Source organism: Kitasatospora sp. NEAU-69 (genome assembly GCF_057158765.1).
Genome location: NZ_JBWXUE010000049.1, coordinates 1 through 25,655, shown reverse-complemented (window position 1 = coordinate 25,655; position 25,655 = coordinate 1). Strand labels below are relative to the sequence as shown.

The window sequence follows — 25,655 nt, the reverse complement described above, 5'->3', positions numbered from 1 at the left end:
GCCCGGAAATCCGACAACCATACGATCTCCCGATCCCTGGGCATTCAGGAATACTGCACGAACAGTAAGGACGCATCCGAACTCTTCTATCACACGGCCACGGTCAGCCGATGCACGGTGCGGGTGAAGCGGCCTGGCTGATCTCGACACCGTTCAGGAAGTGGCGCGGCCATCCGGCCTATAGTGAGAGTGTCCGAGATTTTCCGGCCGGGGTTCGGTCCGCGGCCGCCGAACCCCGGCACCAGCCGTATCGCGGCGACCTGGCGATCGGCCGCCGTGGACCTGCCGCATTCCCGGGCCGGAAGAGGGCCGATGATGACTCAGATCCAGGGACTGACCTACCAAGAGGTCAGCTTCGACAAGGACGGCAACCACCTCGACGGTGGGCAGCAGCTGATCGACGCCGCCCGTTCGCAGTCGGCCAACAACGTCTTCGTCATGGCGCACGGCTGGAACAGCAGCGACGACTCCGCGCGCAGCATGTACCAGAACATGTTCCGCCTTCTCGCCGCCATGCTCGGACCACATCTCGCCACCACCATCGCGGTCGGGGTGTTCTGGCCCGCCCGGGCACTGCCCGGCGACGACGGCACCACCGCCGGGGCGGTGCCGGGCGGCGACACCAGCGGCACAGACCTGGCCCAACTGCTCGCGCCCGTCTTCCCGGGCGCCGACCAGCAGCGGATCCTCAAGGCCATAGCCGTCCAGGACGCCTCCGGAGCGCCGGTGTTCGGCCCCGGAGGTATCTACGACAACGCGAAGAACCTGGTGACCTCTGACTCGTCTCCGGACCCCAATCTCGACGAGGACGCTCCGCTGGGCAGGCCGAACCTGCTCGGCCTGGAGATCGAGAAGTTCGCCGAGCACGTCGGCGGAGGCGTCCTGGACGTCCTGCGGCTGTTCACCTACTACGAGATGAAGAACCGCGCGGCATTCGTGGGCCAGCGAGGGCTCGGTCCGTTGATGAGCCGACTGGGCCAGGAGGCCCGGGTGAGGATCCACCTCATGGGCCACAGCTTCGGCGCCCGGCTCGTCGCCCACGCCCTGGCCGGTCTCGGTCCGACGAACAACGCCGGTGACACGCCGGTCAAGTCCCTGACTCTCTGCCAGGGAGCCTTTTCACACTTCGCGTTCGCACCCGCGATCACCCGCGCTCCAGTGGAGGGCGCCGCCGGCGCACTGTGCCCCCTCGCCGCGTTCGTCGACGGACCGTTGCTGGCCACCTTCACCGGCGCCGACCGCGCGCTGGCCGAGTGGTACCCGATGGCGACGATGCTCCAGCACGAGGACATCGCCCTGCTGGACCACCCGTTCTACCGGTGGGGCGCCATGGGCCACGACGGCTTCCAGCAGCCGAACGCCGTGACGGTTCCGCTCGCACCCCAGGGAACCCGGTACGACTTCACCAAGGGCGCCTTCTACCGCCTGGACGCCAACACCGTCATCAACGCCGACCAGTCGCCGTTCTCCGGCGCGCACAGCGACATCTGCCACGCGGAAGTCCTCTGGGCGGCAACCACCGCCGCGCAGCTCACCTCACCGCGATAGGCCTCGCCCCAGCCGACGCGTACACCGGCACCCGCACTGCCGTGAGCTCTCGTCCGGGCCGTGGGGTGGCCCCGGGGCAGCGTGCCGCTGGCCGACGAGTGGATACCGAGCTCCTGGAGTGTTGCACACTGCATCCTTGTGGCTACCTGTGGTGACTATCGGTCTCGGGGTGTGGAGCTCGGGCCAACAAGGGAGTGACATGCCGCCCCTCCAGCCGCCCGGAGACCGCGAGGTACTGCGACGCCTTCTGGCGGAGAAGGCATTCGTCCGTGCGGCCGACGGCCATGACCTGCGCGATCGCTCCGGTGCCCGGGTGCCCTGGCTGTACTACGGCGCCGAGGTGAGCCTCACCCCGCAGGGGGCGCGGCTCATGGCGTCGGTCGTCCTCGACCGGCTCGGCACCTTCGAGGCGACGCAGATCGCGACGTACGGCCTCTCCGCCGTACCGCTGCTGGCCACCTGCCTGGCCCAGGGGGCGGAGCGTTACACCGGGCTGGTCGTCCGCAAGGAGCCCAAGCGGCACGGCCTCGTCCGAAGGAACGACGGCCCCGTCGATCCGGGGCGGCCCGTGGTGCTCATCGACGAACTCGGTGAGTTCCGGAACCACGCTCCAAGAGGCCGTCTGCCTTCTGGAGGCCGAGGGACTCCGCGTCGAAGGTGCCGTCTGTCTCATCGAGTTCTCCGGGTACGGAGTACGCGAGTGGTTCACCGCGAGGGGCTACCGGCTGGAGAGCGTCTACGACGTCTGGCGCGACCTGGAGCGGCCAGGGGAGCGGCTCGCCGCGGCGCCGGCGCCTGTTGCGCCGTGGTCGGCGGACCGGCTGCCGCCCGGCCTGTCGCCGGCCGCTGCCGCGCGGCAGGTCGCCGACCATCTGCTGCGCACGGGTCGGCTGATCCTTCCGCCGAGCCACCTGGACCGGCAGCACGACGCAGCGGGCGGCACCTTCGTCAGTATCCGCAGCCGGGCGGACGACGTCCGGCTGGCCCGGGCGGGATTCCGCCACGATGGGGACCAGGCGGATGCCCGCACCGATGTCGTCCTTGCCGCCGGTGAAGCCGTGCGATCTGCCGGGCTGGGCACACCGGCTGAACTCGACGCGCTGAAGTTCGCCGTCTCCTGTCTGTCCGGTGCAACGCCCGTACGGCCGGGGCAGATCGACCACCGGCACCGTGCGCTCGTCGTACGCGGCCTCGGGCCGCTCGACCGTATCGGTTTCGCACTGCCGAACTCCCCCCATTACGACGACGAGATCGAGCAGTACCACTACGCGCGGACCGTCTCCGGGCGGTTCTGTCGGCTTGAGCCGCACGCCCTCTACCAGCAGTCCGTGGAGCGCTCGTGTGAGCCCGGTGCGGACTGGCCGTCGTACGGGGCGCCGCCGGCCGCCTCGGACTGGACCCGGCCACCGGATCTCCACCCCGCGCTCGTCGGGCAGTTGGCGGCCGGCCTGCTCCTCTACCTGTGCGCCCCCAGGCAGTCGGGTGACCGGATGCTGAATGTCCCGTGCCGTGATGAAGCGCCACAGAGCGGCCGGATCGCGAAGCGTCTCCCGTTCGGCCGGAGTGAGCTGTACTGCGCCAAAGCCCCGTCAGGATCGGACTGGGCTGAGAGGCAGAGGGCGAAGTCTGTTTGTGCTCGATCCACGACGTTGTCGAGAGCGCCCGTTCGGAGCCCCTTAGAACGGGTGATCGCCTCGGCGACCACGATCCAGCGACTGCTGCCCGCTTCCTCGGCCCACCCCGCAGCGGCCACCAATGGCACGGCTGACACCAGCGAAATCCCCGCACACAGGCGCTTGCGTCGCTGCCCTTCGAGCATGGCGCAGGCCGTCATGAGCCACAACCAGGGGTCGAGCACTACCGCGCGTGATCCTCCCGGAGTTTGCTCGGCGGTGCGACGCCTTTCGATCGCGGGCGCGTCGGCCTGTCCGAGGACGTCCGGGTGTAAGAGGACGTTCTGAGCCGCTTTGCCTGAATCGACTGTTGGCCCGGGTCAGGAGGGCTGGTGGGCCGGGGAATCCGGGTGGGGCCGCATCAACAGCAGGTCCTCGCCCCAGGCGTCCAGCACCGCCGCGTGGCCGGCGGCCCGGGCAGCCGTCTCGACCCGGGCGAAGAGCCGCTGCTGCGGCGCCACCTCGCCGGTCGCGGTGATCCGGGCGACGGCGTCCAGCAGTGCGGCGCTCTCCCAGCCGGGCAGTGGGAACCGGTCGAGCTCCCAGGCCAGGTACTTGTTGTAGGGGCGCGGTCGGCGGTTCAGGGCGAAGAGCAGGTCGAGCAGGAATCCGACGCCGGCGGCCGCGTCGAGGCGGCCGGCGAGCGGGTTGCCGTCACGGTGGTTCTTGACCGAGCGGTAGAGCGAGTTGCAGTAGGCGTCCAGCAGGGCAGCGCTGGAGCGGAAGGCCTCCTCGGCGCCGAGCCGTCCCATCGCGGCGACGATCCGGGTGACCTCCCCGTCGCTGCGGTCGAGCAGCACCCGGGAGCGGGCGATGGCGTACCGCTCCCAGTCGGCGGGCCGGCCGAAGGGTTCGAGGGTGGTGACGACCAGATCGAGCCGCGCGGAGCGGTAGCCGTCGAGCGCGGCCAGATCGCTCGCCGAGCCGTCGGCGAGGATCACGTAGAGGTCGTGGTCGGAGTGGCGAGTGGTCATGCCCTCGTGGGCCCGGGAGCCCTTGAGGACTAGCCCGACGACGGCCGGGTCGGCCGTCGCCTCGGCGGTGAAGGTCGCGAACTCCAGCGTCACGTCAGCTCCTTGCGCATCACCGTGCACATCGTCTCGTACCGCCGGAGCGAGCCGCCCTCGGCCTCCACATCCCAGGCGTCGAGCTCGCGGCCGATGGCCCGGTAGTCCAGGCGTTCGTAGAGGGCGCGGGCGCGCGGGTTGCTCTCCTCGACGGCGAGTTCGGCGCGGGTCAGGCCCCGGGCGCTGATCCGCTGCTCGGCGGAGTGGATCAGCAGCGTGCCGATCCCGCAGGACTGCAGGGCCGGGTGGACGCCGAGTTGCCAGAGCGTGCCGGCGCCGGGCTTGACCGTGTAGTCGATGCCGCCGACCGCCACCAGGAGCCCGACCGGCGTGCAGACCGCCAGGTAGTCGATCTCGCCCGCCTCGGCGCGGCGGATCTGGTGGACGAGCTCGCGCACGTGCTTGGGGGAGCCGGCCCAGCCGCAGGCCGGCAGGTCCGCGTCGGCGAGGCCACACATCGGCAGGTGCAGTCTGATCTCGGTCATCGCCGCATCCCTTCGACTCCGACAGCGGCCGTCTGCCATTTCAGCAAGCCGGTCCCCGTGCCGTCCAAGGGGTTTCGGCTCAGGGCCGTGTGTCCCGAGCCGGTTCCCGCTTGCTGTCAGTGGTCAGCACCATGGGCTGGTTCGCGGGACAGATTGCGGACGTACCAGTCGAACCGGTTGCCGTCCGCGTCCAGGACTTGCTTGACGTAGGTGAAGCCCGCCCTGATTGTTCCTGCGAGGGTCTGCTCGACGCCCACTCGGATTCCGAAGGCACACAACGGTCCCTTGGCGGCCCACTGTTCCATGCAGCGGCGGATGTATCTCTGGGCGCCGGCCCGAGTGCCCGGCCCCCCGTTCAGCCAGCGCACCAAGAGGTCGTCCTCGCCAGCCAGGTGGGCGTTGACGTCGGCCGGGCTCAGGGGCGACAGGGTGAGATCGCCGACGATCAGCTTCAGATCACGCATCCGCCGACTCTCGGTCCTTCCACAGTGGCCAGGCAATCCGATATCCAGGTTGTGCCACCGATTCAACCGTCGACCTAGGTCGGGTGCGCTGGTGGTGCGGAGTTGCTCGGGCGGTGCTGGGCGAACAGGCCGGGTTTGGGCTCGGCGAGGACGCCGAGGCTGACCAGGCGCTTGAGCTTGTGCCGGGTGCTCTCGCATGTTCTTCGGCATGATGGCGAGGTCGAGGCGCTCGCACAGGTCGCGGGCGCGCATCGGCCCGGCGGCCTCGGCGAAGACGGTGAGGATCTGCTGGCAGACCGGGCGGGCCGGCAGGACGGGCGGCGATTCGGCCGACTCCGGAGCGGTCGGTGGGAGGGCCAGAAACGTCTTGCGGTCACCGCCAGGTTCCCGATCTCCTCGTCGAATTCACACAGGCGCACGGTGAGCTCGTCGATCTGGATGCGGAGCTGTTCCGCGGCGATAGCGAGCTTTCACTCGCGTGCGTCGATCCGCTCCAGGAGCAGCGTGATCTGGGCATCCATGCGGTCACCCGTGCCAAGTGGGCGTGGTCTGATCGGTCAGCCGGCGCGCTATCACGTCGATCATGGCCCAGCGCACCCTGGACTCCGATGACTTCGGCCTGCTCTCGTAGTCCCGCACGCCCTACCGTGCCAACAGGACGATCCTGACCAGCCTCCTCAACTAGGAGCTGTTCGAGGTTCGGATCTAGGTAAGGCCCGGTGGTGTGTTGGCTGTGGCTGGTAGAACTCGGGTGTGGCGCGTTTTGATGTGACGGATGCCGAGTGGGCTCTGATCGAGCCGCACCTGCCGCTTGCGGCCACCGGGCCGCTGCCGCGGCAGGTGCGGGACCAGTTCAACGGGATCCTTTGGCGGTTCCGCACCGGCAGCGGGTGGCGCGATGTCCCGGAGCGGTACGGGCCTTGGTCCACGCTCTACTCCCGCTTCAACAGCTGGGCCAAAGCCGGGGTGTTCCAGGGTCTGATGGATGCGTTGATCGCCGAGGCGGCCGCTCGCGGGCAGGTCGGCCTGGAGCTGGTCAGCGTGGACTCCACGATCGTACGGGCGCACCACGAGTCAGCCGGACTGGCCATCGCCGGAGAGACCCTGGACGCTTTGGAACAGGCCCTGACGGAGGAAAAGGGGGCTCCACTTCCGAGGCAGCCGCCGGTGCTGCGGGTGATCCGGAACAGGACCCACCGGCCGGCGGCGGCGCACAGGCGCCACCGGACCAGGATCGTGCCACCGCACGCCGACGCCGCAAGGCCAGGGAGAGGGCGGCGCGGCTCGGCCGCTCCCGAGGTGGACTGAGCAGCAAGATCCATGCCGCCGTTGACGCCAGAGGCCTGCCATTGGCATTCGTGCTCACCCCGGGACAAGCTGCCGACTGCCCGCAGTTCCGCAATGTCCTGGCCGCGATCCGCGTGCCCGGGCCCATCGGCCGGCCCCGAACCCGTCCAAGCGCCGTAGCCGCCGACAGGGCCTACTCCTCCAGGGCCAACCGTGACCACCTGCGCCGGCGCGGGATCAGCGCGGTGATCCCGGAGAAGAGCGACCAGCAGGCCAATCGGAGGAAGAAGGGCTCAGCCGGAGGCCGGCCCGTCACCTTCGATCCCCAACGCTACAGACAGCGCAACACCGTTGAACGCTGCTTCCAGAAGATCAAGACATGGCGCGGCCTGGCCACCCGCTATGACAAGGCCTCAGAAAGCTACGAAGCCGGTCTCCATCTCCGGGGATCGATCATGTGGTTGAAGCTCCTCACCTCAGCCACATGATCCGAACCTCAAACAGCTCCTAGTACTCCAGCCGGAGTTCTCCATTGCTGCTGGTCAACGGCCTGGGAGTGGGGAGTGTAGCCGGGTGGGATGCGGTGCGGGGCGGTCTTTGCCGCCCTGTCCCACCCACGGGTGACCACGCCGCATGAAGTGACAGTGTTCCGGGCAGCGCTCCCATGTGATCGATGCAGCAACCAGCATGTGGGAACAGGAACTTGGCGAACTTCTCCTGAGGATCGGGGTCCGTTTCCCCCGCGTGGAGCCCCGGCGCCGTGTGCGGGACTACGTCCGCGGGCTGCTGGGCCCGGTGGGCCGCAAGAACGGCTGGCAGCTGGCCGAATACGCAGGCCACGCCACCCCCGACGCGCTGCAGCACCTGCTGTCTCGCAGCCGCTGGGACGCGGACGAGATCCGCGACGACCTGCAGGCCTACGTCGCCGAACACCTCGGCGCCAACGACGGCGTGCTGATCATCGATGACACCGGCTTCGTGAAGAAGGGCACCACCTCCGCCGGAGTCCAGCGCCAGTACTCCGGCACCGCCGGCCGCACCGAGAACTGCCAGATCGGCGTCTTCGCCGCCTACGCCACCAGCCGCGGACACGCGCTGGTCGACCGGGACCTCTATCTGCCCAAGTCCTGGACCGAGGACCGCGAACGCTGCCGAGCCGCCCGCGTCCCCGACGACCGCGCCTTCGCCACCAAACTGGAGATGGCCCGGGCCGTGATCCGGCGGGCCATCTCCTCGCCCTTGCCCATCGCCTGGGTCACCGCCGATGCCGCCTACGGACAGGACGCCCACTTCCGCCGCTTCCTCGAAGACGCCCAACTCTCCTACGTCGTGGCCGTGCCCAAGTCCCAACAGGTCCACGGCCCGCGCATCGACCACCTCATCAAGCAGGCCCCGCCCGAGGCCTGGCAGCGGCTGTCCGCCGGAAGCGGCGCGAAGGGCGAGCGTTTCTACGACTGGGCCGCTGCCCGCCTGCCCACAGTCTGGGAGTTCGACGGCGACGAACCCACCCGGCAGCGGTGGATGCTGGCCCGCCGCAGCATCGCCAAGCCCGACGAGATCGCCTACTACCTCGCCTGCGCGCCCCTTCAGGCCACCATCACGGACCTGGTCGGGGTCGCCGGCTGCCGCTGGAAGATCGAGGAGTGCTTCCAGAGCGCGAAGAACGAATGTGGCCTGGACCAGTACGAGGTCCGCCGCTATGTGGGCTGGTACCGCCACATCACGCTCGCCATGCTCGCGCACGCCTTCCTGGCGGTGATGGCCGGTCAGGAGCGCGAAAAAGGGGTGACGGGCGGGACACACCCGACCTCGTGGACCTCACACCGGCCGAGATTCGCCGTCTGCTGGCAGCTGGACCCCAACGCCGTCCTGCGGACCGTCACCACGTCATGACATGGTCCCGCTGGCGCCGCCGCCACCAGGCACGAGCCCGCCGCTGTCACTACATGCGGCGTGGTCACCCGTGGGTGGGACAGGGCGACAAAGACCGCCCCGCACCCCATCCCACCCGGCTACACTCCCCACTCCCAGGCCGTTGACCAGCAGCAATGGAGAACTCCGGCTGGAGTACTAGGGCCTATCTGGAGTTGTGATCGGTGTCGGCGATTGTTCGATGTGGCGTGGCGGTGTGCGCGGCCGTCGTGGCGATGGCCATTGCGGTGGCCCACCGCTGTAGCCCGGTGGTGTCGGTGGCGGTCCATAGCCTGTCGCAATGATCCGTAGCGTGTTTGAGCAGCGTCCGCTTGATGCTGCCGTCGCTGACGCCGGGAGCGCGACGCTGGAGTTCGACCGGGCCAGGGCCTGGTTGTGTTCTGCGCTGGTTGGCGCCGTGGAGCCGTTGGGCGCCGAGGTGTGGGTCCTGGATGCAGCCCTGGAGCAGATCGTGCTGGTCAGGCATCCGTGGCGCGGGCTGGTCCCGCCAGGTGGCGAGGTTGAGCCCGGAGAGTGTCCGCGTGATGGCGCGGCCCGGGAGCTGGCCGAGGAGGTTGGGCTGCGGGCACGGTTGTTGGAGCGGCCCGCCGCGGTGGTGGTGCGGTCGTTCGGCCCGGGTTTGCCGGAGACGCTGTCCCTCTCCTATGCCGCGATCGGCGACCCGGAAGAGCCGCTGATCGCGGAGGACGGGCAGCCCGCGGCCTGGATGCGGCTGGACCAGGGCTGGACCAGTTGCTTCCCCGATGATGTTCTGCGCATCCGACGGTACGTGGAGCTTCTGAGATCGGGGTCCTCTGCCTGGTGAGTGTGGCCGCGCCTGGTTCTGGGAGGTCGTTGTGCGGAACTTCGGGCCGCGGCCGGTGCGGATGCTGGTAGAACGCTGCTGTGACGCGACGCGACGCGACGCGAACTGAGCCACAGCGAGTGGGAGTTGATCGAGCCGTTCTCGCCGGTCGGCCGCTACGGCCCCTACCCGCATCGGCTTCGTGAGCAGCTCGAGGGTGTGATCTGGCGGTTCCGCAGCGGCGGCCAGTGGCGGGAGATGCCTGCGGAGTTCGGTGCCTGGCAAGCGGTCTACGACCGCGCGCCCAGTGGCGTGACGCGGGCGTGTTCGCCGCGCTGATGGAGGCGATGATCGCGGAGGCCGCCCGGCGCGGCCAGGCGGACACGTCCCTGGTAAGCGTGGATCCGACAGTGGCTCGCGCGCACCACGACGCGGCGAGGATGGTGGTCGCCCCGAGGTGCTGGCAGCGCTGGAAGAGGCCGCCGCACAGGAAAAGGGGCACCGGAAACCGGGTAGACCGCCCCGGTGACTGCGGCATCGCCAGAGCTGGAGACGGAGCGGACCGAACGCCGGAAGTTACGTCGATGGCGCTGTGCCCGACTCAAGGCAGCCGCGCTCGGGCGCTTGCGTGGCGGGCTGACCAGCAAGGTCCATCTCGCGGCGGACGGGCGCTGTCGCCCGTTGGCCTTCGTGCTCACGCCCGGGCAGGCCGCCGACAGCTCACGGTTCGTCGTCGTCCTGGAGGAGGCCGGGGTGCGCGGGCCCGTCGGTCGTCCGCGGAATCATGAACACGGCCACCAACCAGGCATCCCGCTGGTTCTTTCCGGCCGACGGGCGGGCCAGCCCGCCCGTCCCGACCGCCTGTCCGCGCTCATGGGCGGGATCGGCATCCCCGTCGCAGCCGCCCGCGGCGCCGCCATCCGACAGCAACTCCTCGAAGTGCCCGCCCCCGTCGTCGCGGACGCTCTCGGCTACCACGACAAAGCCACCCGCCGCCTCCTCAGGAAGACCGGCGGGACATGGAGTCGGTACGCCGCAGGCGATCACGGAAGGTCACCGGCAGGCTGGGCCCCGGGGAACCATCGACCGTCGAAGACGAGAGCCCACCAGAAGAGCCCCAACGGGCTGAGGAGATAGATGATGTCTTCCCCAGGTGTGGGAATCCACCCCGACTTCCCCGACACACTCATTCACTTCACCGCTTGGCCTCGGCGTCCCTTCTTCCGCAGCGTCCTTGGTGTAGTCATCCACCCACCGCCACTCATGTCTGCAGTTGCCGGTGGCATGACCACGGGTGTTGAGGCACTGGAAGCGCCAGTAGCCGTTTACGCCACCGGTGTAGGACGGTCGGGGCGGAGGGCTTGAGAGGCTGGAGCTGTCATCCTCTTCCGCAGCGGCTTGGTTGAGGATGCGGGCGACCTCAGCAAGGATGCCGCCGGACTCCGCGACCTCGTCGTCGGTCGCAATTGCGGTCGTGCGGGCGTGAGCGATGGCGATGACGCCTCCGACCACGGCAGCAGCCACGCCGACCACTCCCACCTTGCTGGCGGGCCCGAGCTTGTTCCAGACGTCAGTCACGCGCTTCCGCAGCGGCTTTCGCTCGACGTCGTCTTCTGGCGGAGGGCCGGCTGGCGGTTCGGACGGTGATGCCCCATCGGTCATGCGTCCCCCTTGGCGGAGAGTTGCCAGGGTCGTCCCCTGCCGGTCCCATCCTGGCCGGGCACCAGGGTACCGACACATCGTAGATACAGAGAGTGAAACCTGCCCTGATGCGGTGGGGCATCGACAACAGTTGAATACGCGAGCCCGCCACTGCCGACGCCGTTCTCCGGTACGGGGCGGGGCGCGGATAGAGTCGTGGCTGCGACCCCGGACTGGGACGCAGCGGAGGAAAGGGCTGGAGGACGGGGCATGTACCTCAAGAACGTGCGGGTGCGGAACGTGCGTGGTTTCCGCGGCGCCCGTGAGGTGGACCTCGACCTCACCCGGCCCGATGGCTCCTATGCGGGGTGGACGGTGCTGGCCGGCCGCAACGGGTCCGGCAAGTCAACCCTGCTTCGTGCCGTCGCCTTGGCGGTCAGCGGTCCGAGCGCGGCACGCGGGCTGGTGTCCGGCTTCGACTCGTGGATCAGCGATGAGCGCTCGCAGGCGGTGGCGGAGGTCTGCCTGCACCCGGACCCGTCGGAGGACAGGTACACCGCTACGGGGCGGCCTCCGGCCGGCGTGTTCTGGGCGGGCTTGAAGTGGACCGCGCCGGAAAACGTCACCGCGGGTGGCCGGCATGCCCAGCCGGCCCTGAGCCCGGTGGCGTACCAGAAGGCGCGGACCGCTGCTCAGCGCGGGCCATGGGCGGACAACCCGGTGGGTTGGTTCTGCGCTGGCTACGGGCCGTTCCGCCGGCTCGTCGGAGGATCGGGGGACGTTCAGCGGCGCATGGCCGGGTCAGGCGCTGTAGCGCGGTTGACGAGTCTCTTCCACGAGGACGCCTCACTCGCTGAGGGAGTCAGCTGGCTGATCGAGCAGCACCTTCGGTCCCTCGAGAATCGCCCGGGCGCGGCCGAGTTGAAGCGCACCGCGCTGGAGATCCTCGGCGACGAGCTCCTGCCTGACGAGTACACCATCGAGGACGTCGACTCTGATGGGCTGTGGGTTGCGCACGAGGGCCGGTCCTTCGCCCTGCGGGAGATGAGTGACGGCTACCGCACCGTTGCCGCGCTGGTGGTCGACATCCTCAAGCAGCTCCACGACACCTACGGCGCCCTCCACGTCGAACGCGTCAGCGGCCGCCCCGTCGTGGTCGTCCCCGGTGTCGTGATCATCGACGAGATCGACGCTCACCTGCACGTGTCCTGGCAGAAGCGCATCGGCGGGTGGCTCAAGCAGCACTTCCCGCTGGTGCAGTTCCTGGTCACCACCCACAGCCCGTACATCTGCCAGGCGGCCGACCCCGCCGGTCTGATCCGCCTGCCCGGACCGGATGTCGACGAAGCCCCCGAGGTTGTCGGGGCGGACCTGTACGACCGGGTGGTGTTCGGCAGCGGCGACGACGCGGTGCTGTCCGAGCTCTTCGGCCTCGACACTCCGTACTCGCAGCGTGCAGACGAGGCCCGGGCCCTCCTGGTCACACTGGAGATGAAGATCGTGTCCGGCGAGGCCGGCGCGGAGGACCAGGAGCGTTACCGGCAGCTGAAGCGGATGCTGACCAGCTCGCCGTCCGCCCGGGTCGACGAGGTCGCTGCACGGCTGCACTCCCTGACCGGGCACGTCGCGTGATCCGGATCCGGCGGCTCCCCCTACCGGAGCCGCCGCGCTCGCGCATGGCCGACTGCACCTGCGAGATCGTGCTGGCCGCAGAACCCGAGAGCCGGGCGCGACAGCTCTGGAAGAACACCACGGTGCGACGCCACGTGCACGCGCCGCTTCGGGACCTCCTCGGGGACATGGCCGCCGGACGCGAGCGGTGCATGTACTGCGGGGACAACCAGGGCACCGACATCGACCACTTCGAGCCGATCGACCGGCACCCGATGCGTGCCTTCGACTGGACCAACCACGTCCTCGCCTGCTCGCTGTGCAACAGCCACCTGAAGGGCGCCGCGTTCCCGCTCGACGAGCAAGGGAAGCCGCTGCTCATCGACCCCACGGCCGAGGACCCGACCCCGCATCTCCGCCTGATCCTGGCGGTCGGCAAGTACCACCCGCTCACCCCCAGAGGCGAGGCCACCATCGAGCTCTTCGACCTCAACCGGGGCCTGCTGGCCAAGGGCCGGGTGAACGCATTCCACGTCACGAAGGCCTGCGTGGCCCAGTGGGCCGGCGCCACGGCCCAGGGCGACCACGAAGCCGCCGCCCAGTGGGCCGCGTGGTCAACGAACAGCCGATGGCCGACGTCGTCCAGGCGATGCTGCACCAGGCCCTCGATCCAGCCGCCGCGATCCTCTTCGAGGACGACCCTCAGCTGCTCGCCCACCTGCGCGAGCCCCGGCTCCGATCGGCCCTGCTCATCGGGTAGGACACCGCCGTCGGGCCAGTTCGGCCCGGGCTTGACGCCGTGCAACGCTGCGTTGAGCCGGCGCGGATGTGGACCAGCGTGTCGGTGAGCAGGCGGTGGCATCCGGTGGAGTGCCGCCAGGCTTGCTCGCACTCATACGGTTGGTCGGCATGCAGGCAGCGCATCAGGTGTGCGGCGCCGCTGAGGGCGGGGGAGATGCCTTCGCCGGTGAGTGCGTCGATGCTGTTCCCCCGAACCGGCACCCGGATGCCTCGCCCGGCTGGCTTGCCTGGGTAGGCCCGACTAGACCGGAGTCATGGATGCTGCCGACGCGGTCGAGGTGGGCGACGACCCCGCGAGTGCGGGGATGCCCCGCCGGTGCGACCTGTGTGGTGTCCCGCCCACCAGCGATCCTGAGATCTTCGCCCTCGTCCTGGATTCCTCGTTCGTTCACGGCACCGACCGGAGGTTCGACGGGCAACGGTTCCTGACGGCCTGTGGCCACGTGCATCTCGTTGCCCTCGTGGAGCGATACAAGCGTCGGCCGTTCGTCGGGGAAGAGCTGTGGGCCGGCCAGGTCGCGAGGGCGGTCAAGCGGCTCGGTCACCGGAGCATCCTCTACGACCCCCAGTCCCTCGCGCGGGTCGCGGGCGTGACACACGAGGAACTCCTTCGTGCCGCCCGCTGGACGGCCGGCCAGGGTGAGCGACAGCCCGAGCGCGAGCTGGACCCCTACCTCGCCGCCAAGGACGACAGCACGGTGCGAGTCGGTCCGATGCCTCAACTGCTAGCCGCATCCGGGCGCTTGCGAAGACGAGCCGGATCAGGGCTGCAGAAGCGGCGACTTGAACCGATTTCGCCGCACGCCGCTGTGGTGCAGTAGGGGGACGTTCGCGCGGGCGTGCCGGCGGCCGTGCCACCTGGCCCTCTCTTATGGATGTTGTCGGATAAGCGCGCGGCGTTGGGCGCCCGGCTGGGCGTGCCTGCGTCTTTGAGGATTCCCAGACCGTGGAGGCGGCCACTTGATCCCGAGGGCGAGTAGCTCGCCGTGCAGGCGCCGGTAGCCCATGTCGGGTTCTCGCCGGCCAGGCGCAGCACCAGGGGCCGGACGGAGCGCATGGTCTGCGGTCGGCCTCCGCGCTGGGGCCGGCCCGGGCGGCGTGGCGGCGGGAAACGAGGTCACGATGCCAGCGCAGGGCCGTTGCGAGGAACGCACGGTCGCTCGCATCGAACCGTACCCGCTGACCGCTCAGCTGCCGCTCCAGCAGAGCGATTTGATGGCGCAGGGCCAGGATATCCACGTCCTTCTCGCGGTCACTCATCGGCAGCAGCTGCAGCATCGCGAGCGCGTTGGCCGGGCCCAGATATGCCAGTCGCAGCAGCATGACTGATCATCATGCTGAGGTTCTCGCCGGCCCCGCCAGAGCGCTGACTTGAGAGACCGTGCCCGAAACGGCGGCCGCCCTCACCAGTCCGGATGATGTATTCGGCAAGGGCAGGGTCACTGTGCAGGCCCCCGCGCGGCGTCCCGCGAGTGGTGCTACTCCGGCTGGAGCAGTGTGCCGTCAATCGGCGGGTATGGCTCGCTCACGAACGAGCGCCGTGACCGGGCTGGGGCCGGGTGAGACGGTAGCTGTACGGGCATGATCATCACTCGTCGGCGGTGGCGTCGGGCCGCGCACCTTGCCGCCACTTTGTCCGTCTGTCTGACCTGGGGCCTGCTCGCCGCACCGGGCTCCGCCCATGCGACCGGTCGCGCACCTGCCCTCCAGTCATTGCCTGCACCCCGCTCTCCGGCCCTGGTCCCAGGCCTGACCGTCGTCGATGCCACCAGGTCCGCCGGAAGCCTGGGGGGTCGTGAGCCGAGCCTTGCGGTCAACCCCGCCAACCCCAGCCAGGTCGCGATCACCCGTTTCCATGACACGTGGACCGGGCCCAAGGAAGGATCTGCGGACCTGCTCTACAGCACCGACAGCGGATCCACCTGGACCGACCAGGCGACCATTCCCGCCCCGGATGTGCCCGGTGTGGCCGACTGCCCGTGCGATCAGACGATCGACTACGACCAGCACGGCACGCTCTACGGAACCTTCCTGATCACCGGCAATGGGGACGACGACGGCCCCGCTACCAGTAGCAACCCCAAGGCCGTGGTCACCGGATCCACCACAGACCCCACCAGCGCCGCGTCCTGGAAATGGGGTACACCCCTCTACGGCGCAGACGACCCGAGCGATCTCGACCAACCCCAGATCCTGACCAACCGCGATCCGGACAACGGGGACCGGCAGAACGCCTACGTGGCCTACGACGACTTCGCCGCCTCGCGCGCCCAGGTGGCCGCCTCGCGCGGGAACACGCCGGTGAAGTTCACCCCGCCCAGCGGTGGTGTCTCTCCTGCCGGCCCGCTCTCGGGCCCGGTCAACCCAGGCCTGCGCTTGGCGACGGATCCGGACAACGGCACCATCTATGCTCTCTACGAGACGTCAACCAGCGCCCCGGGCAGCCAGCCCGTTCGGGTCACCTACATGCTCAACCGATCCACCGACGCCGGCCGGACGTGGAGCCTCAACGGCAGGCAGGCCGGCATCCCCGTGGCCTCCACCTCCAGCTACCAGAGCATCGGGTACAAGTTCGGCGGCGTCAACGCACTGCTGGGAGGGGTCGACGCCGTGGCCGTCGACCCCTCCAGCGGAGACGTCTACGTCGTCTGGGGCAGCGAGCGAGGTGTGAGCACGAACCCGTCCAACAACCTCGTCCTCACCCGTCTGACTTCCGACGGCCAGGACGGCCTGACCATCGTGGGACAGCCCTCGCTCCTCGACAGCGGCTCGGAGTCCGCCCTGCCCTCCGTCGCCGTGCTGACCGACGGAACCGTCGGCGTCCTGTACGACTACTACGTGGGAAAGTCCCCACAGGGCTTCCCCAAGTTCCAGACCTACCTCATGACCAGCACCGACCGGGGCGTCCACTGGACCGAGAGATACCAGCTGGTCAACTTCCAGTCCGATCAGCTCCCCAACGAGAGCAATCCCCGCCAGCGGGTTCTGGGCGACTACCAGCAACTCAAAGCAGCCGGGACGACCTTCTACGGCACCTTCGCCGGCAATGACGGCACCACCTCCACCATCGACGCGATGTTCGTCCGCTACACACCTCCGTTCAGCATCGACATGAAACTGGCGTCATCCCAGAACCCCTCCCTGCCCGGCCAGCCCGTCACCTTCACCGCAACCCTCAAGCGCGTGACGGGTCGCCCGCCGACCACTACGAGCGTGATCTTCATCGTCGACGGCGTCCCGATCAGCGAGCGGGTCCGCCCGGACCGCACCGGCACTGCGACATCGAGACCGCTCGACACCCTTACCCCCGGGACACACATTGTGATCGCGATGTTCGACTCCCCCTACTTCAGCCGGACACGCGAACTGCTTCAGAGAGTGACCGACGCCGCTCCTCGAGCAGCAGGAAGCTCGCCTCGGAGCTGACCGTCTGCGCGGGCGAGGTCGACGGCGTAGGTCCAGGTGCCGTGCTTCGCGTCCTCCAGCAGTGGCATGCACCAGGGGCGGAGCTGCTTCTTGTTCTCGTCCTGGCAGCCGCATCGACGGTAGACCCGGCTGCGCTTCGTCTGCTGTCCCATGGGCTTGTCCTTGTCGGATTGGTGGTTCCGAGTTCAGGTTCGCCGGGTGGTCGGGTGTGTCGGCAGAGCGCGCGGAGTGGGCTGTGAGGCCCTTCGGAGACCGACCGGGCAGGACGCGCTCAAGAAGACACACCGCCTGGAAGATGACGATGCGTAGCCGATGGGTAGTTGACCTCGATCTGCCCGCGCCCGCCCAGATGGAGAGCGTCGCTGGGGCGCGATCAGAGGGGCAACTGCACGGCTGCCTGCTGACACCGAACCCGTAGACGTCGACGGTCAGCGAGGCCCACGAAGGCACAGGAGGACATCGACGGACCAAGTCACCGTGTGCAGCACGAGTGCGGCGCGACACAGTTGATGTGTGAGCGAGGTGCCAGGAAGGTTCTCGTCGGAGTCGGAGCAGGCCGACGATGGGCTCGTGTTGTCGGTGGGGCCCGCAGCGTCGAATGAGCCCATGCCGCCCACTTGGCCCTTGCCGCGTGGGCCCAATGAATGTTGAAAAGAGCCGAAAGATTTCCCTGGGGACGGCCACCTGACGGGGAACATCTGGCCACGCTCATCGCTGCGGCCAGTGACGAACATCGGCTCGTCTTCCAGTGCAGCCCGGCTCAGTCATCGCGCAAGCTGCGGGGCGGTCGGGTCCTCTTCGAACCGGCCGAGTGGTCCGCGAGCCGGCCGTTACATAGTCAAGCGCACAGCGGGGTGGGGCCGCCCATTGGTCGGCCAGGGCTGATGCGTTCTCAGCTCGTGAGACCGAGCAGGTCGAGCGCGTGGTCGGCATGTGACCGGCAGTGGTCGGTCGCGGCAGCGATGTTGGTTCTGCCGGTCAGCGTATGAGGCCGATGGCGCCGCCCTCCCGCCAGCCCTCTCATGATCCGACAATGCATCGGGCGGCCCGGCGGTGTGCGCTCTGGCATGATCTCCGCCGTGACAAGGGGAAAGTAGCTCGGGGTAGTGCCAGCGGTGCTCGTACTGGCGTCGGCTGGTGGGACAGTGTGGTATCTGAATCGGCAAGCCGAGGACCGGGTGGTGTGCCGGGCGCTCCAGGGACTGGGCGGCCGGACCTACCAGCCCGCGTTGGTGGAACAGATCCACCGCGCCGGGCAAGAGGACAGCGGCGACCTGGGGGACCTCGCCCGGGACGTCGATGATAGCGAGCGGCCAGGGCACCTCTCACTAGACTCTGCCAGGTACGACCTTGCCCTGTCGACCTGCAGCGAACTCGGTCTGCCGGTACCGAACGTCGACTGAACCCCAGGCCCACTCGGACGGCGCTCGCACCCGATGGTCTGGCGTCACGGCCAGCACGGCGGAGCGACTGAGGATGGCAGGCCGCGCGCGCCTGGCTACTGCAGGCCGCAGGTCGGAGACGGCGGCAAGGCCGCGCGGCAGTGCTGATGCGGTGCCGAGTTCCGTCTACGTTCCCTGGTTTCAGCAGGTCGTGTTGTCATCCGGAGGGGCGTGTGCGGCGGGCGAGTGCAGCGAGGCCAGTCAGATAAGCGCCCCAACCAAATGTCAGTCCACTCATCCCAGATTGGACTTGGCCGGACTTCGTGCGGCATCGCTATGGTCTGGCCATGCGAGTACACGTTGTCGACGCCTTCACTGACCGTCCGTTCGCCGGAAACCCGGCGGGAGTGTGTCTCCTGCCCGCCGGCGAGTGGCCGGACGATGCCTGGATGCGGCAGGTTGCGGCCGAGCTGAACCACTCGGAGACCGCGTTCGCCATCCCGTTCCCCGTTGAGGCCGAGGCCGACTGGGCCATCCGTTGGTTCACCCCGCTCGTCGAGGCCAGACTGTGCGGTCATGCCACATTGGCCACGGCGCACGTGCTGCGCACCGAGCGAGGACTGCTCGGCACCGTGCGGTTCAGTAGCCGGCACCACGGCATGCTCGTCACGCGCGCCAACGAGAACGGCAGCATCACTCTGGATTTTCCGGCCGCGCCCGGCGCCGAGGTTCCGGTGCCGGAAGGACTGTCCGAGGCGCTGGGGGTCAGGCCTGAGGCCACCTTCCGTACCGGCGGGCTCGGTGATCTCCTGACAGTCCTGCCCGACGAGGCCACCGTCCGTGCCTTGGCTCCAGACCTTTACGCGATGGCGGCCCTGACGCGCCGCGAGGGCTTGCGAGGCGTCATCATCACGGCCTCGGCGGCTGGGGCCGGCCTGGACTATGACTTCGTCTCCCGCTTCTTCGCGCCGGCCAGGGGTATCCCCGAAGACCCGGTCACGGGAAGCGCCCACACCGCGCTTGCGCCTTACTGGTCGGCGCATCTCGGCCGGGACGAGCTCACCGGCCTCCAGGTGTCCGCGCGCACCGGCCTGGTCCGTACGGCCGTGCACGGCGACCGCGTCCACCTCACCGGAGACGCCGTTACGGTCTTGAACGGCACTCTTCACATAGAGCGTGGCCAGCGGGTCTCCTCAGGGTCCGTCGCCACGTGATCAGTCGCTGACGCACCGGTAATGGGTGGTCAGCCGTCCCCGGTCGTCAAGGACGTGGAAGGCGAGAGCGGGTGGCTGGTCGAGGTGGACGTAGTCCTCGGGGTGAGCGTGATGTTCCCAGGGGAGCCGGAGCGTGGAGACCACCCCCGGTGCCACCAGCAATGGGCGTCCGGCGAAGGTGGTCGCCGCCGGGGTGTGGGCGTGCCCGCACAGAAAGGCCGTGAGGTTGGGGTGGCGGTCCGTCAGCGCGGCGAGTCGCTCTACTCCGAACTGGCGGATGCCGTCGACAAAGGGGACGTGCAGCAAGGTCGGCGGGTGATGGAAGCCGACCAGTACGGGCACCGAGGCCGGTGCCTGCGCCAGGACGTCCTCCAGCCACGCCAGGGTCTCGTCCTCCAGGAAGCCCTCGTCCTTACCCGGCACCGAGGAGTCGCACAGTGCGATGACGAAGTCGGCGGTGTGGTGGACCTGGTTGACCGGTGCCGCCGATGGCGGCTGCCCCAGCAGGAACTGCCGGAACGCTGCGCGCTCGTCGTGGTTGCCGGGGCAGACCACTACCGGGTGCCGGGAGGTCAGCAGCCGGCGGGCCTGCTCGTACTCGGCGGGCAGGGCGTGGTCGGCGATGTCACCGGTGACCAGGATCGCATCCAGGTCGTAGGGGAGGTCTTCGAGGTAGTCCATGACGGCCCGGGTGCGCTCGCAGCTGCGCTGCCCGCTGTCGATGTGGGTGTCGCTGAGGTGGGCGATGACGATCACCGCTGGGGCCCTTTCGTCGCGGAGTGCAGGATGTGGGCAAGGACGGCCGAGTAGTCCTGGCCGGCGCGCCCCGCGCGCTCGGCGTCGCAGAGCCAGTCCCGGGCCGCAGCGGTCAGGCCGAGGCCGAGCCCGCCGGCATCGACCGCGTCGGCGACGAGGTCGGCGTCCTTGCGGGCCAGGGCGAGCGCGAAGCGCGCCGGGAAGTCGTCGGCCTCGATCACACGGCGTCGGCGTGTGGCCTGCTCCGCCAACGGCGTCACGCCCAGCACCTCGTGCAGGGCCTCCCACGACAGCCCCAATGCTCCGCCCAGCGCGAGAGATTCACCCAGCACGGCCAGCACGCCGAAGAGCGCGTTGTTGGCGATGAGTTTCGCCGCTGTGCCGGTCCCCAACTCCCCGACGTGCAGCGGTGAACCCAGCCGCTCCAGCAGGGGCAGACACCGTTCGACCAGGGCCGGCGGGCCACCCACCAGGATCCGCAGGCCTCCTGACTCGGCCTCGGCCACACTTCCGAGCACCGGCGCGTCCAGCAGTCCCGTGCCGGTGGGCAGCGCATTCGCCAGACGCGTCACCGACGCGGGCGACACCGTCGACATCTGGATGACCACCGCTCCGGGCCCGATCCCGGCGGCGATCCCGTGCTCGCCCTCGGTCACCGCCAGCAGCGCCTGCGGGTCCGCGACCATCACGATCACCGCCTCGACCCCGCGCACCGCGTCCGCCGCACTCACCCCCACCGCAGCGCCCGCCTCCTGCAATGCTGCTACCCGCTGCGGCGAGCGATTCCAGACGGTGACCTCGCAGCCAGACCTCAGCAACCGGCGGGCGATCGGCGCACCCATCGCGCCGAGCCCGATGACAGCAACCCGTTTCAAACCCACACCCCATTCGTTCAGGCTTTCGACCTCGAACGTAGAGGGCCACCGGACCAGGAATAAGATCCGGTTCCATGCCGAATTCCTGGTCCAGTTCCCGGCTCGACCTGCACATCTCCCTCGACACCGCAGGCGGGCGGCGCTCCGGCCTGGAGTCCGCGCTCCGGACGGCGATTCGCCAGGGACGCCTGCCCGCCGGCACTCTCCTGCCGTCCACCCGCGGGCTGGCCCAGGAACTCGGACTCTCGCGGGGCACCGTCAGCGCCGCCTACGACCAACTGGTCGAGGAGGGTCACCTCACCACACGCCCAGGATCGGGCACCAAAGTGGCCGAGGTACCGCAACGCGCCCAGGCCCCCGCCCGCCCCGCACCCGCGCCGACCACCCCCCGCCACGACCTTCGCCCCGGGCTCCCCGACGTCAGCGCCTTCCCCACCCGAGCCTGGCTCGCCTCCACCCGCCGCGTGCTCACCCACGCCCGCCCCGAAGTCTTCGGCACCGGAGACCCGCAGGGCCGGATCGAGCTGCGCAACGCCCTCACCGACTACCTGGGCCGCACCCGCGGCGTGATCACAACCCCGGACCGAATCGTGATTACCTCCGGCTACTACCAGGGCCTGGGCCTGCTCAGCGGCGTACTGACCGCAAGCGGCACCCGCACCGCGGCCGTGGAGGACCCGGGACACAACCTCTTCCGCGAAGTCGTCCAGCGCTCCGGGCTCACCACCCTCGCCCTGCCCGTCGACGCCCACGGCGCCCAAGCGGATGCGCTGACACAGCACACAGGAGCGGTGTTCCTCACCCCCTCGCACCAGTACCCGACCGGCGTTCCGCTGCATCCGAGCCGCCGCCAGACACTTCGCGCCTGGGCGCGCTCCACCGGCGGCCTGATCGTCGAGGACGACTACGACGGCGAGTACCGCTACGACCGCCAACCCGTCGGCGCCCTCCAGGGCATCGCCCCCGACCAGGTCGTCTACTGCGGTACCGCGTCCAAGACCCTCGGCCCCGCTCTCCGCCTGGCCTGGATGGTCCTACCGCCCCACCTGGTGCAACCGGTGATGCGGGCCAAACAGCAAGCCGACCTCTACACCGAGACCCTGGGCCAACTCGTCCTCGCCGACCTGATCACCACCCACGCCTACGACCGCCACATCCGCGCCGCCCGCCTGCGCTACCGCCGACGCCGCGAACTGCTCCTTGGCCGGATAGCTGCCCACCCCGGCCTTACCGCCCACGGAGTACCCGCCGGCCTGCACACCCTCATCACCCTCCCTTCCGACGGCCGCACCGAAGACCAACTCCTGGCCAGGTGTGCCCACCACGGCCTCGCCGTGCGCGGTCTCACCGAACTCCACCACGACCCCGCCGACCGTCCACAGGGCCTGTTGATCGGCTTCGCCGCCCCGTCCGAACGCGCCTACCCAGCCGCCCTCGACGCCTTGTTCACAGCCCTGGCCTCCGATAGTGCCGGTCGCTGTGATCGAAAGACATGAGAGACCGTGCCGTATCCCTACCCTCCGCCAACAGCACAGTCCACCTCGATCCAGCACGAACACAGCGCAGGTGGTTCCCGTCCGCTGACCCAACCCTGCGGAGCTGCCGGCACAACACGCTCAGACCTGACACGGAACTCGGCTGGCGGGATAGGCCGGTTCGTCTGCTCTGTGGCCTGATGCACGGTTTGCCGGAGTGGAAGCAAGAGACGCGACGCCAGATGATCAAGACTTCTGAGACCGAAGATCGTCCTGGAGTCACTTCCGCGTGCCATCCTCCCTGATCAACGTCCTCGCGCGCCACTGCCAGGACGCCAACGACCCCTGCTCCTCGATCCCGGCTCTGGCCCCACTGCTGGCCCGCTTCGACCTACGAGGCGTTATCGTCACCGCCGACGCGATGCACACCCAGCGCAAGACCGCCAAGAAGATCGTCGCGGCCAACGGGCACTACCTCCTGGTCGTCAACGGCAACCAGAAGAACCTGCGCCGGCAACTACGCCGCCTGCCCTGGCAGCAGATCCCGCTGCTGGACCGCACCCGCACCACCGGACATGGACGGCGCGAGGTCCGACGCCTGAAGGTGTGCACCGTCGGAGCCGGACTGCTGTTCCCGCACGCCGTCCAGGCCATCGAGATCAAGCGACGCCGCGTCAACACCAAGACCGCCAAGGTCCAGACGAAGACGGTCTACGCCATCACCAGCCTCACCCCCGGCCAGGCCGACCCCGCCCGCCTGGCCGAACTCATCCAGGGCCACTGGTCCGTGGAAACCCTGCACCACATCAGAGACGTGACCTGCGCCGAGGACGCCTCCAAGTCCGCACCGGCAACGCGCCTCGCGCCATGGCCACCCTGCGCAACCTCGCCATCGGCCTGATGCGCCAAGCCGGCTGGACCAACATCGCCGCCGCAGCCGACCACTACCGGTCACGCCCCGACCACGCCACCGCGCTCCTCAAGACCACCTGCTGAGAACGCATCAGCCCTGCGGCATTTGGTCCACTCCGGCTCGGTCAGCACCCGCTGGATCAGCAGGGCACTGGTGCCTCGTGCGGCTGATCCCCCTGGCTTCCGTGCGCCGTCCGGGGGATACGCGGACGCGGGCTCCGCTGCGGAGGCGATACTCATTCAGATGAAGGAGACTTCAGGGCCTACAGGCGCCGGTCGGCCAGCGACGGAGGGTGCACGCGCATCGGTGATCACCGGTGCGGCCGGGTTCGTAGGTTTGAAGGGCGACCACGGCGACCTCCTCAAGAAAGAGAGCGCCAACGTCAGGTGGGACGGCCCAGCGGGCAACCGGTGGGTGGGACCTGAAAGTACCGCTCGGGCTCTACTCCCAAGGCCCTCGTCCGGCCCATCCGTCGCGCACTTCTGCTCGGTTGACTCGTTGCGCTGGTGACAGATTTGACACCACGTTTGGAGATAGCGATGGCATTGGAGAAGAAGAACCCGCTGCTGGGAGGCTTGGAAGACGCGGACCCCACCTCACTCGGCGCGGCCGTCGAGGGCGCAACCCAGGGCGCCAGTCGCATCGCCCGTGAAACGGGTGGGACCAAGTCCGAGGAGGAGGGGGCAGGCGACTCATCGGAGGACGTGAAGTCGCAGGCGGACAGCTTCACCGACGCAGACGACGACTGACCAGGAACGGATCGTCGCGCCCGCATCGGCGCGTCCTCCATCGGGATCCCACAGGGCGAGCGGGGTCGCGCAGCCGGGCTGGTTCACCAGACAAGCCCGAACGGCCAGTGGGGCGTCCTGGCCCCCGTCGAGGGCGACCGGTGGATCGCCACACTCAGTGGAGTCGGGGCCGACCGGCCCTGGACAGCAGAGGAAGCCTTCCTGCCGTTCGCCCGCTCCCCGGCCACCTCGTGCATCGCCGACGTGCTCGAGCCGGCTGAGCCCCTCACACCGGTGGTGTGCAGCAACGCGACCGCCAATCGCCGCCGTCACCTGGAGCGGGCCACGGGGCTTCCGGACAACCTGCTCGTCGTGGGCGACGCCGCCTGCACCTTCAACCCCCGTCTACGCCCAAGGCATGACGGTGGCGGCACTCAGCGCGCTGGCACTCAGCCGCTGCCTGGCCACGCGCCCGCGCACCAGCCGCTCGTTCACGGCACGCTGCCACCGGCGGCTGAGCTCCCTGCACGGTATTCCGTGGCTGCTGGCCACCGCCGCGGACCTGTCCTTCCCGGACACCGACGGCCCGCCGCCCGCGCCCCACCAACGAGTACTGCGACGCTACCTCGACCGGGTCCTCGCCGCGGGAACCCACAACCGCCATGCCCAGGCGGCCTTCATCGGCGTCCTGAACATGGTCCAGCACCCCGCCACGCTCCTGGCACCGCGCGCGATGCCGTCCACCGCATCTGCCCGCGAGCCACTGACCGAACTCACCACCACCCCCCGCGACACAGACGCCAGGATGGCAGGCCCGACGAACTCCCGCCGCCGGCAAACCTCCTGGATGGCCACCGCTGACATCTGCTGGGTGTCTGTGCAGCCAGCCGCCCGGCTCCGACCGCTGGTCCATCCGGCGAGGACCTGGGATGTCTCCCGTTGGAGGCCACCGGGTCCGTCGGTGCGGTGGCCGAGACGGCCGAACGGCAGGTGGCCTGAGTTTCTGGGAGCAGCCTCGGTTCGACCGGACCCAGTGCCGTGTAGCACGCGATACGGGTAGCGTGTGTTGCGTGACGGAGGACACGCGGCAGCAGACGGAACAGGCACTTCGAGGCCGGGCTCGACACGGGGACGAGATCGAGGCCGAGAGCGGGACCCGCTGATCCTCCCGGCCGGGGTGGCGCAGGCCGACTGGGCCTCCCGTACCGACACCGACCGCATCCTGGCTCTGGTCCAGCAAGGTGTGCGCACACAGGAGATCGCAGGCCTGAGGGCCGCAGATGCCGACGGCGGAGCCGTCAAAGTGAGTCCGGGTCACGCCCGCTGCCGAGAGCTGCCGTTGCCCGACGAGGCTGCGCAGCGACTTGCGGACATCCTGGGTGCGGCCGGTGCGACCGGTCCTGTGTTTCCCGGCGAGCCTCGGCGTCGGCCACGGCCCGACTCCTCCGCTCCGCCCGCTCCGCCGGCTCCGCCCGCCGTGCACGAGGTCGGCGAAGGGCGGCGCCCGGGCCGGCCGACCGTCATCGAGATGCGCCCTGTCAGCTCCGTCGATCTCCAGGCCCGCGAGATCGATCCTGCCCGCTACCGCATGCC

At 69.2% G+C, this 25,655-nt stretch carries 19 protein-coding genes and 4 pseudogenes; 16 read left to right on the top strand and 7 right to left on the bottom strand.

Annotated elements, in window-relative coordinates; all coding sequences use genetic code 11:
- Positions 1-312 precede the first annotated feature (312 nt).
- Together AC060L_RS34685 and AC060L_RS34680 are read left to right on the top strand one after the other, a co-directional pair.
- The gene (locus AC060L_RS34685; RefSeq protein ID WP_483802955.1) at positions 313-1,548 is read left to right on the top strand and encodes a hypothetical protein; all 1,236 of its coding nucleotides are present in this window, start codon (positions 313-315) and stop codon (positions 1,546-1,548) included.
- A gap of 590 nt (positions 1,549-2,138) precedes the next feature.
- Positions 2,139-3,509 (top strand): hypothetical protein, encoded by a 1,371-nt coding sequence (locus tag AC060L_RS34680; protein ID WP_483802954.1) that lies wholly within the window; start codon positions 2,139-2,141, stop codon positions 3,507-3,509.
- 32 nt (positions 3,510-3,541) lie between these two features.
- On the opposite strand, the gene AC060L_RS34675 is transcribed toward AC060L_RS34680, so the two are convergent.
- The 3 genes from AC060L_RS34675 to AC060L_RS34665 all read right to left on the bottom strand — a co-directional run bounded on the left by AC060L_RS34675 (position 3,542) and on the right by AC060L_RS34665 (position 5,237).
- A complete protein-coding gene (locus AC060L_RS34675; RefSeq protein ID WP_483802953.1) occupies positions 3,542-4,288 on the bottom strand; it encodes a hypothetical protein in 747 nt (248 codons plus the stop codon).
- On the bottom strand, positions 4,285-4,773 hold the full coding sequence (locus AC060L_RS34670; RefSeq protein WP_483802952.1) for a GNAT family N-acetyltransferase: 489 nt from the start codon (positions 4,771-4,773) through the stop codon (positions 4,285-4,287). The genes AC060L_RS34675 and AC060L_RS34670 overlap by 4 nt, the downstream gene beginning before the upstream one ends.
- A 116-nt stretch (positions 4,774-4,889) precedes the next feature.
- The gene (locus AC060L_RS34665; protein ID WP_483802951.1) at positions 4,890-5,237 is read right to left on the bottom strand and encodes a GNAT family N-acetyltransferase; all 348 of its coding nucleotides are present in this window, start codon (positions 5,235-5,237) and stop codon (positions 4,890-4,892) included.
- A 753-nt stretch (positions 5,238-5,990) separates the two neighbouring features.
- On the opposite strand from AC060L_RS34665, the pseudogene AC060L_RS34660 reads away from it, so the two are divergent.
- The 4 genes and pseudogenes from AC060L_RS34660 to AC060L_RS34645 form a co-directional block, all read left to right on the top strand.
- Positions 5,991-7,012: pseudogene (locus AC060L_RS34660) on the top strand (IS5 family transposase).
- A 199-nt stretch (positions 7,013-7,211) separates the two neighbouring features.
- Positions 7,212-8,417, top strand: coding sequence for an IS701 family transposase (locus AC060L_RS34655; RefSeq protein ID WP_483802969.1), 1,206 nt, complete (start codon positions 7,212-7,214; stop codon positions 8,415-8,417).
- A 319-nt stretch (positions 8,418-8,736) separates the two neighbouring features.
- Positions 8,737-9,261, top strand: a complete 525-nt coding sequence (locus AC060L_RS34650; protein WP_483802950.1) for an NUDIX domain-containing protein — start codon at positions 8,737-8,739, stop codon at positions 9,259-9,261.
- A 105-nt stretch (positions 9,262-9,366) separates the two neighbouring features.
- Positions 9,367-10,020, top strand: a pseudogene (locus AC060L_RS34645) (transposase); the annotation flags it as partial.
- Here the strand turns inward: AC060L_RS34645 and AC060L_RS34640 are convergent.
- Positions 9,961-10,218 carry a hypothetical protein gene (locus AC060L_RS34640; RefSeq protein ID WP_483802972.1) on the bottom strand — a complete coding sequence of 86 codons (258 nt, stop codon included), beginning with the start codon at positions 10,216-10,218 and terminating at the stop codon, positions 9,961-9,963. The pseudogene AC060L_RS34645 and the gene AC060L_RS34640 overlap by 60 nt on opposite strands.
- 933 nt (positions 10,219-11,151) lie before the next feature.
- Here AC060L_RS34640 and AC060L_RS34635 point away from each other — a divergent pair.
- From AC060L_RS34635 to AC060L_RS34625, 3 genes are all read left to right on the top strand, one after another.
- Complete coding sequence (locus AC060L_RS34635; protein ID WP_483802949.1) at positions 11,152-12,513, top strand: AAA family ATPase; 1,362 nt, start codon at positions 11,152-11,154, stop codon at positions 12,511-12,513.
- Positions 12,514-12,557: 44 nt separating this feature from the next.
- Complete coding sequence (locus AC060L_RS34630) at positions 12,558-13,340, top strand: HNH endonuclease (protein WP_483802948.1); 783 nt, start codon at positions 12,558-12,560, stop codon at positions 13,338-13,340.
- Between the two features lie 207 nt (positions 13,341-13,547).
- The gene (locus AC060L_RS34625) at positions 13,548-14,114 is read left to right on the top strand and encodes a hypothetical protein (protein ID WP_483802971.1); all 567 of its coding nucleotides are present in this window, start codon (positions 13,548-13,550) and stop codon (positions 14,112-14,114) included.
- A gap of 55 nt (positions 14,115-14,169) precedes the next feature.
- On the opposite strand, the pseudogene AC060L_RS34620 reads toward AC060L_RS34625, so the two are convergent.
- A pseudogene (locus tag AC060L_RS34620) lies at positions 14,170-14,616 on the bottom strand (integrase); the annotation flags it as partial.
- Between the two features lie 390 nt (positions 14,617-15,006).
- On the opposite strand from AC060L_RS34620, the gene AC060L_RS34615 reads away from it, so the two are divergent.
- Together AC060L_RS34615 and AC060L_RS34610 are read left to right on the top strand one after the other, a co-directional pair.
- The gene (locus AC060L_RS34615; protein ID WP_483802947.1) at positions 15,007-16,719 is read left to right on the top strand and encodes a hypothetical protein; all 1,713 of its coding nucleotides are present in this window, start codon (positions 15,007-15,009) and stop codon (positions 16,717-16,719) included.
- Between the two features lie 1,729 nt (positions 16,720-18,448).
- Positions 18,449-19,315, top strand: a complete 867-nt coding sequence (locus tag AC060L_RS34610) for a PhzF family phenazine biosynthesis protein (RefSeq protein WP_483802946.1) — start codon at positions 18,449-18,451, stop codon at positions 19,313-19,315.
- Here the strand turns inward: AC060L_RS34610 and AC060L_RS34605 are convergent, their stop codons facing one another.
- The gene (locus AC060L_RS34605) at positions 19,316-20,071 is read right to left on the bottom strand and encodes a metallophosphoesterase (RefSeq protein ID WP_483802945.1); all 756 of its coding nucleotides are present in this window, start codon (positions 20,069-20,071) and stop codon (positions 19,316-19,318) included.
- The gene (locus AC060L_RS34600; RefSeq protein WP_483802944.1) at positions 20,068-20,952 is read right to left on the bottom strand and encodes an NAD(P)-dependent oxidoreductase; all 885 of its coding nucleotides are present in this window, start codon (positions 20,950-20,952) and stop codon (positions 20,068-20,070) included. Before AC060L_RS34600 ends, AC060L_RS34605 begins: the two co-directional genes overlap by 4 nt.
- 68 nt (positions 20,953-21,020) lie before the next feature.
- Here AC060L_RS34600 and pdxR point away from each other — a divergent pair, with 68 nt between their 5' ends.
- The 5 genes and pseudogenes from pdxR to AC060L_RS34575 all read left to right on the top strand — a co-directional run.
- Positions 21,021-22,442, top strand: coding sequence for a MocR-like pyridoxine biosynthesis transcription factor PdxR (gene pdxR, locus AC060L_RS34595; protein ID WP_483802943.1), 1,422 nt, complete (start codon positions 21,021-21,023; stop codon positions 22,440-22,442).
- Between the two features lie 268 nt (positions 22,443-22,710).
- Positions 22,711-23,322: an ISAs1 family transposase gene (locus AC060L_RS34590; protein ID WP_483802942.1), complete on the top strand. Its 612-nt coding sequence runs from the start codon at positions 22,711-22,713 to the stop codon at positions 23,320-23,322.
- The gene (locus tag AC060L_RS34585; protein ID WP_483802941.1) at positions 23,289-23,417 is read left to right on the top strand and encodes a hypothetical protein; all 129 of its coding nucleotides are present in this window, start codon (positions 23,289-23,291) and stop codon (positions 23,415-23,417) included. Before AC060L_RS34590 ends, AC060L_RS34585 begins: the two co-directional genes overlap by 34 nt.
- Before the next feature lie 456 nt (positions 23,418-23,873).
- Positions 23,874-24,083, top strand: coding sequence for a hypothetical protein (locus AC060L_RS34580; RefSeq protein ID WP_483802940.1), 210 nt, complete (start codon positions 23,874-23,876; stop codon positions 24,081-24,083).
- A 1,156-nt stretch (positions 24,084-25,239) separates the two neighbouring features.
- Positions 25,240-25,655, top strand: a pseudogene (locus AC060L_RS34575) (hypothetical protein); the annotation flags it as partial.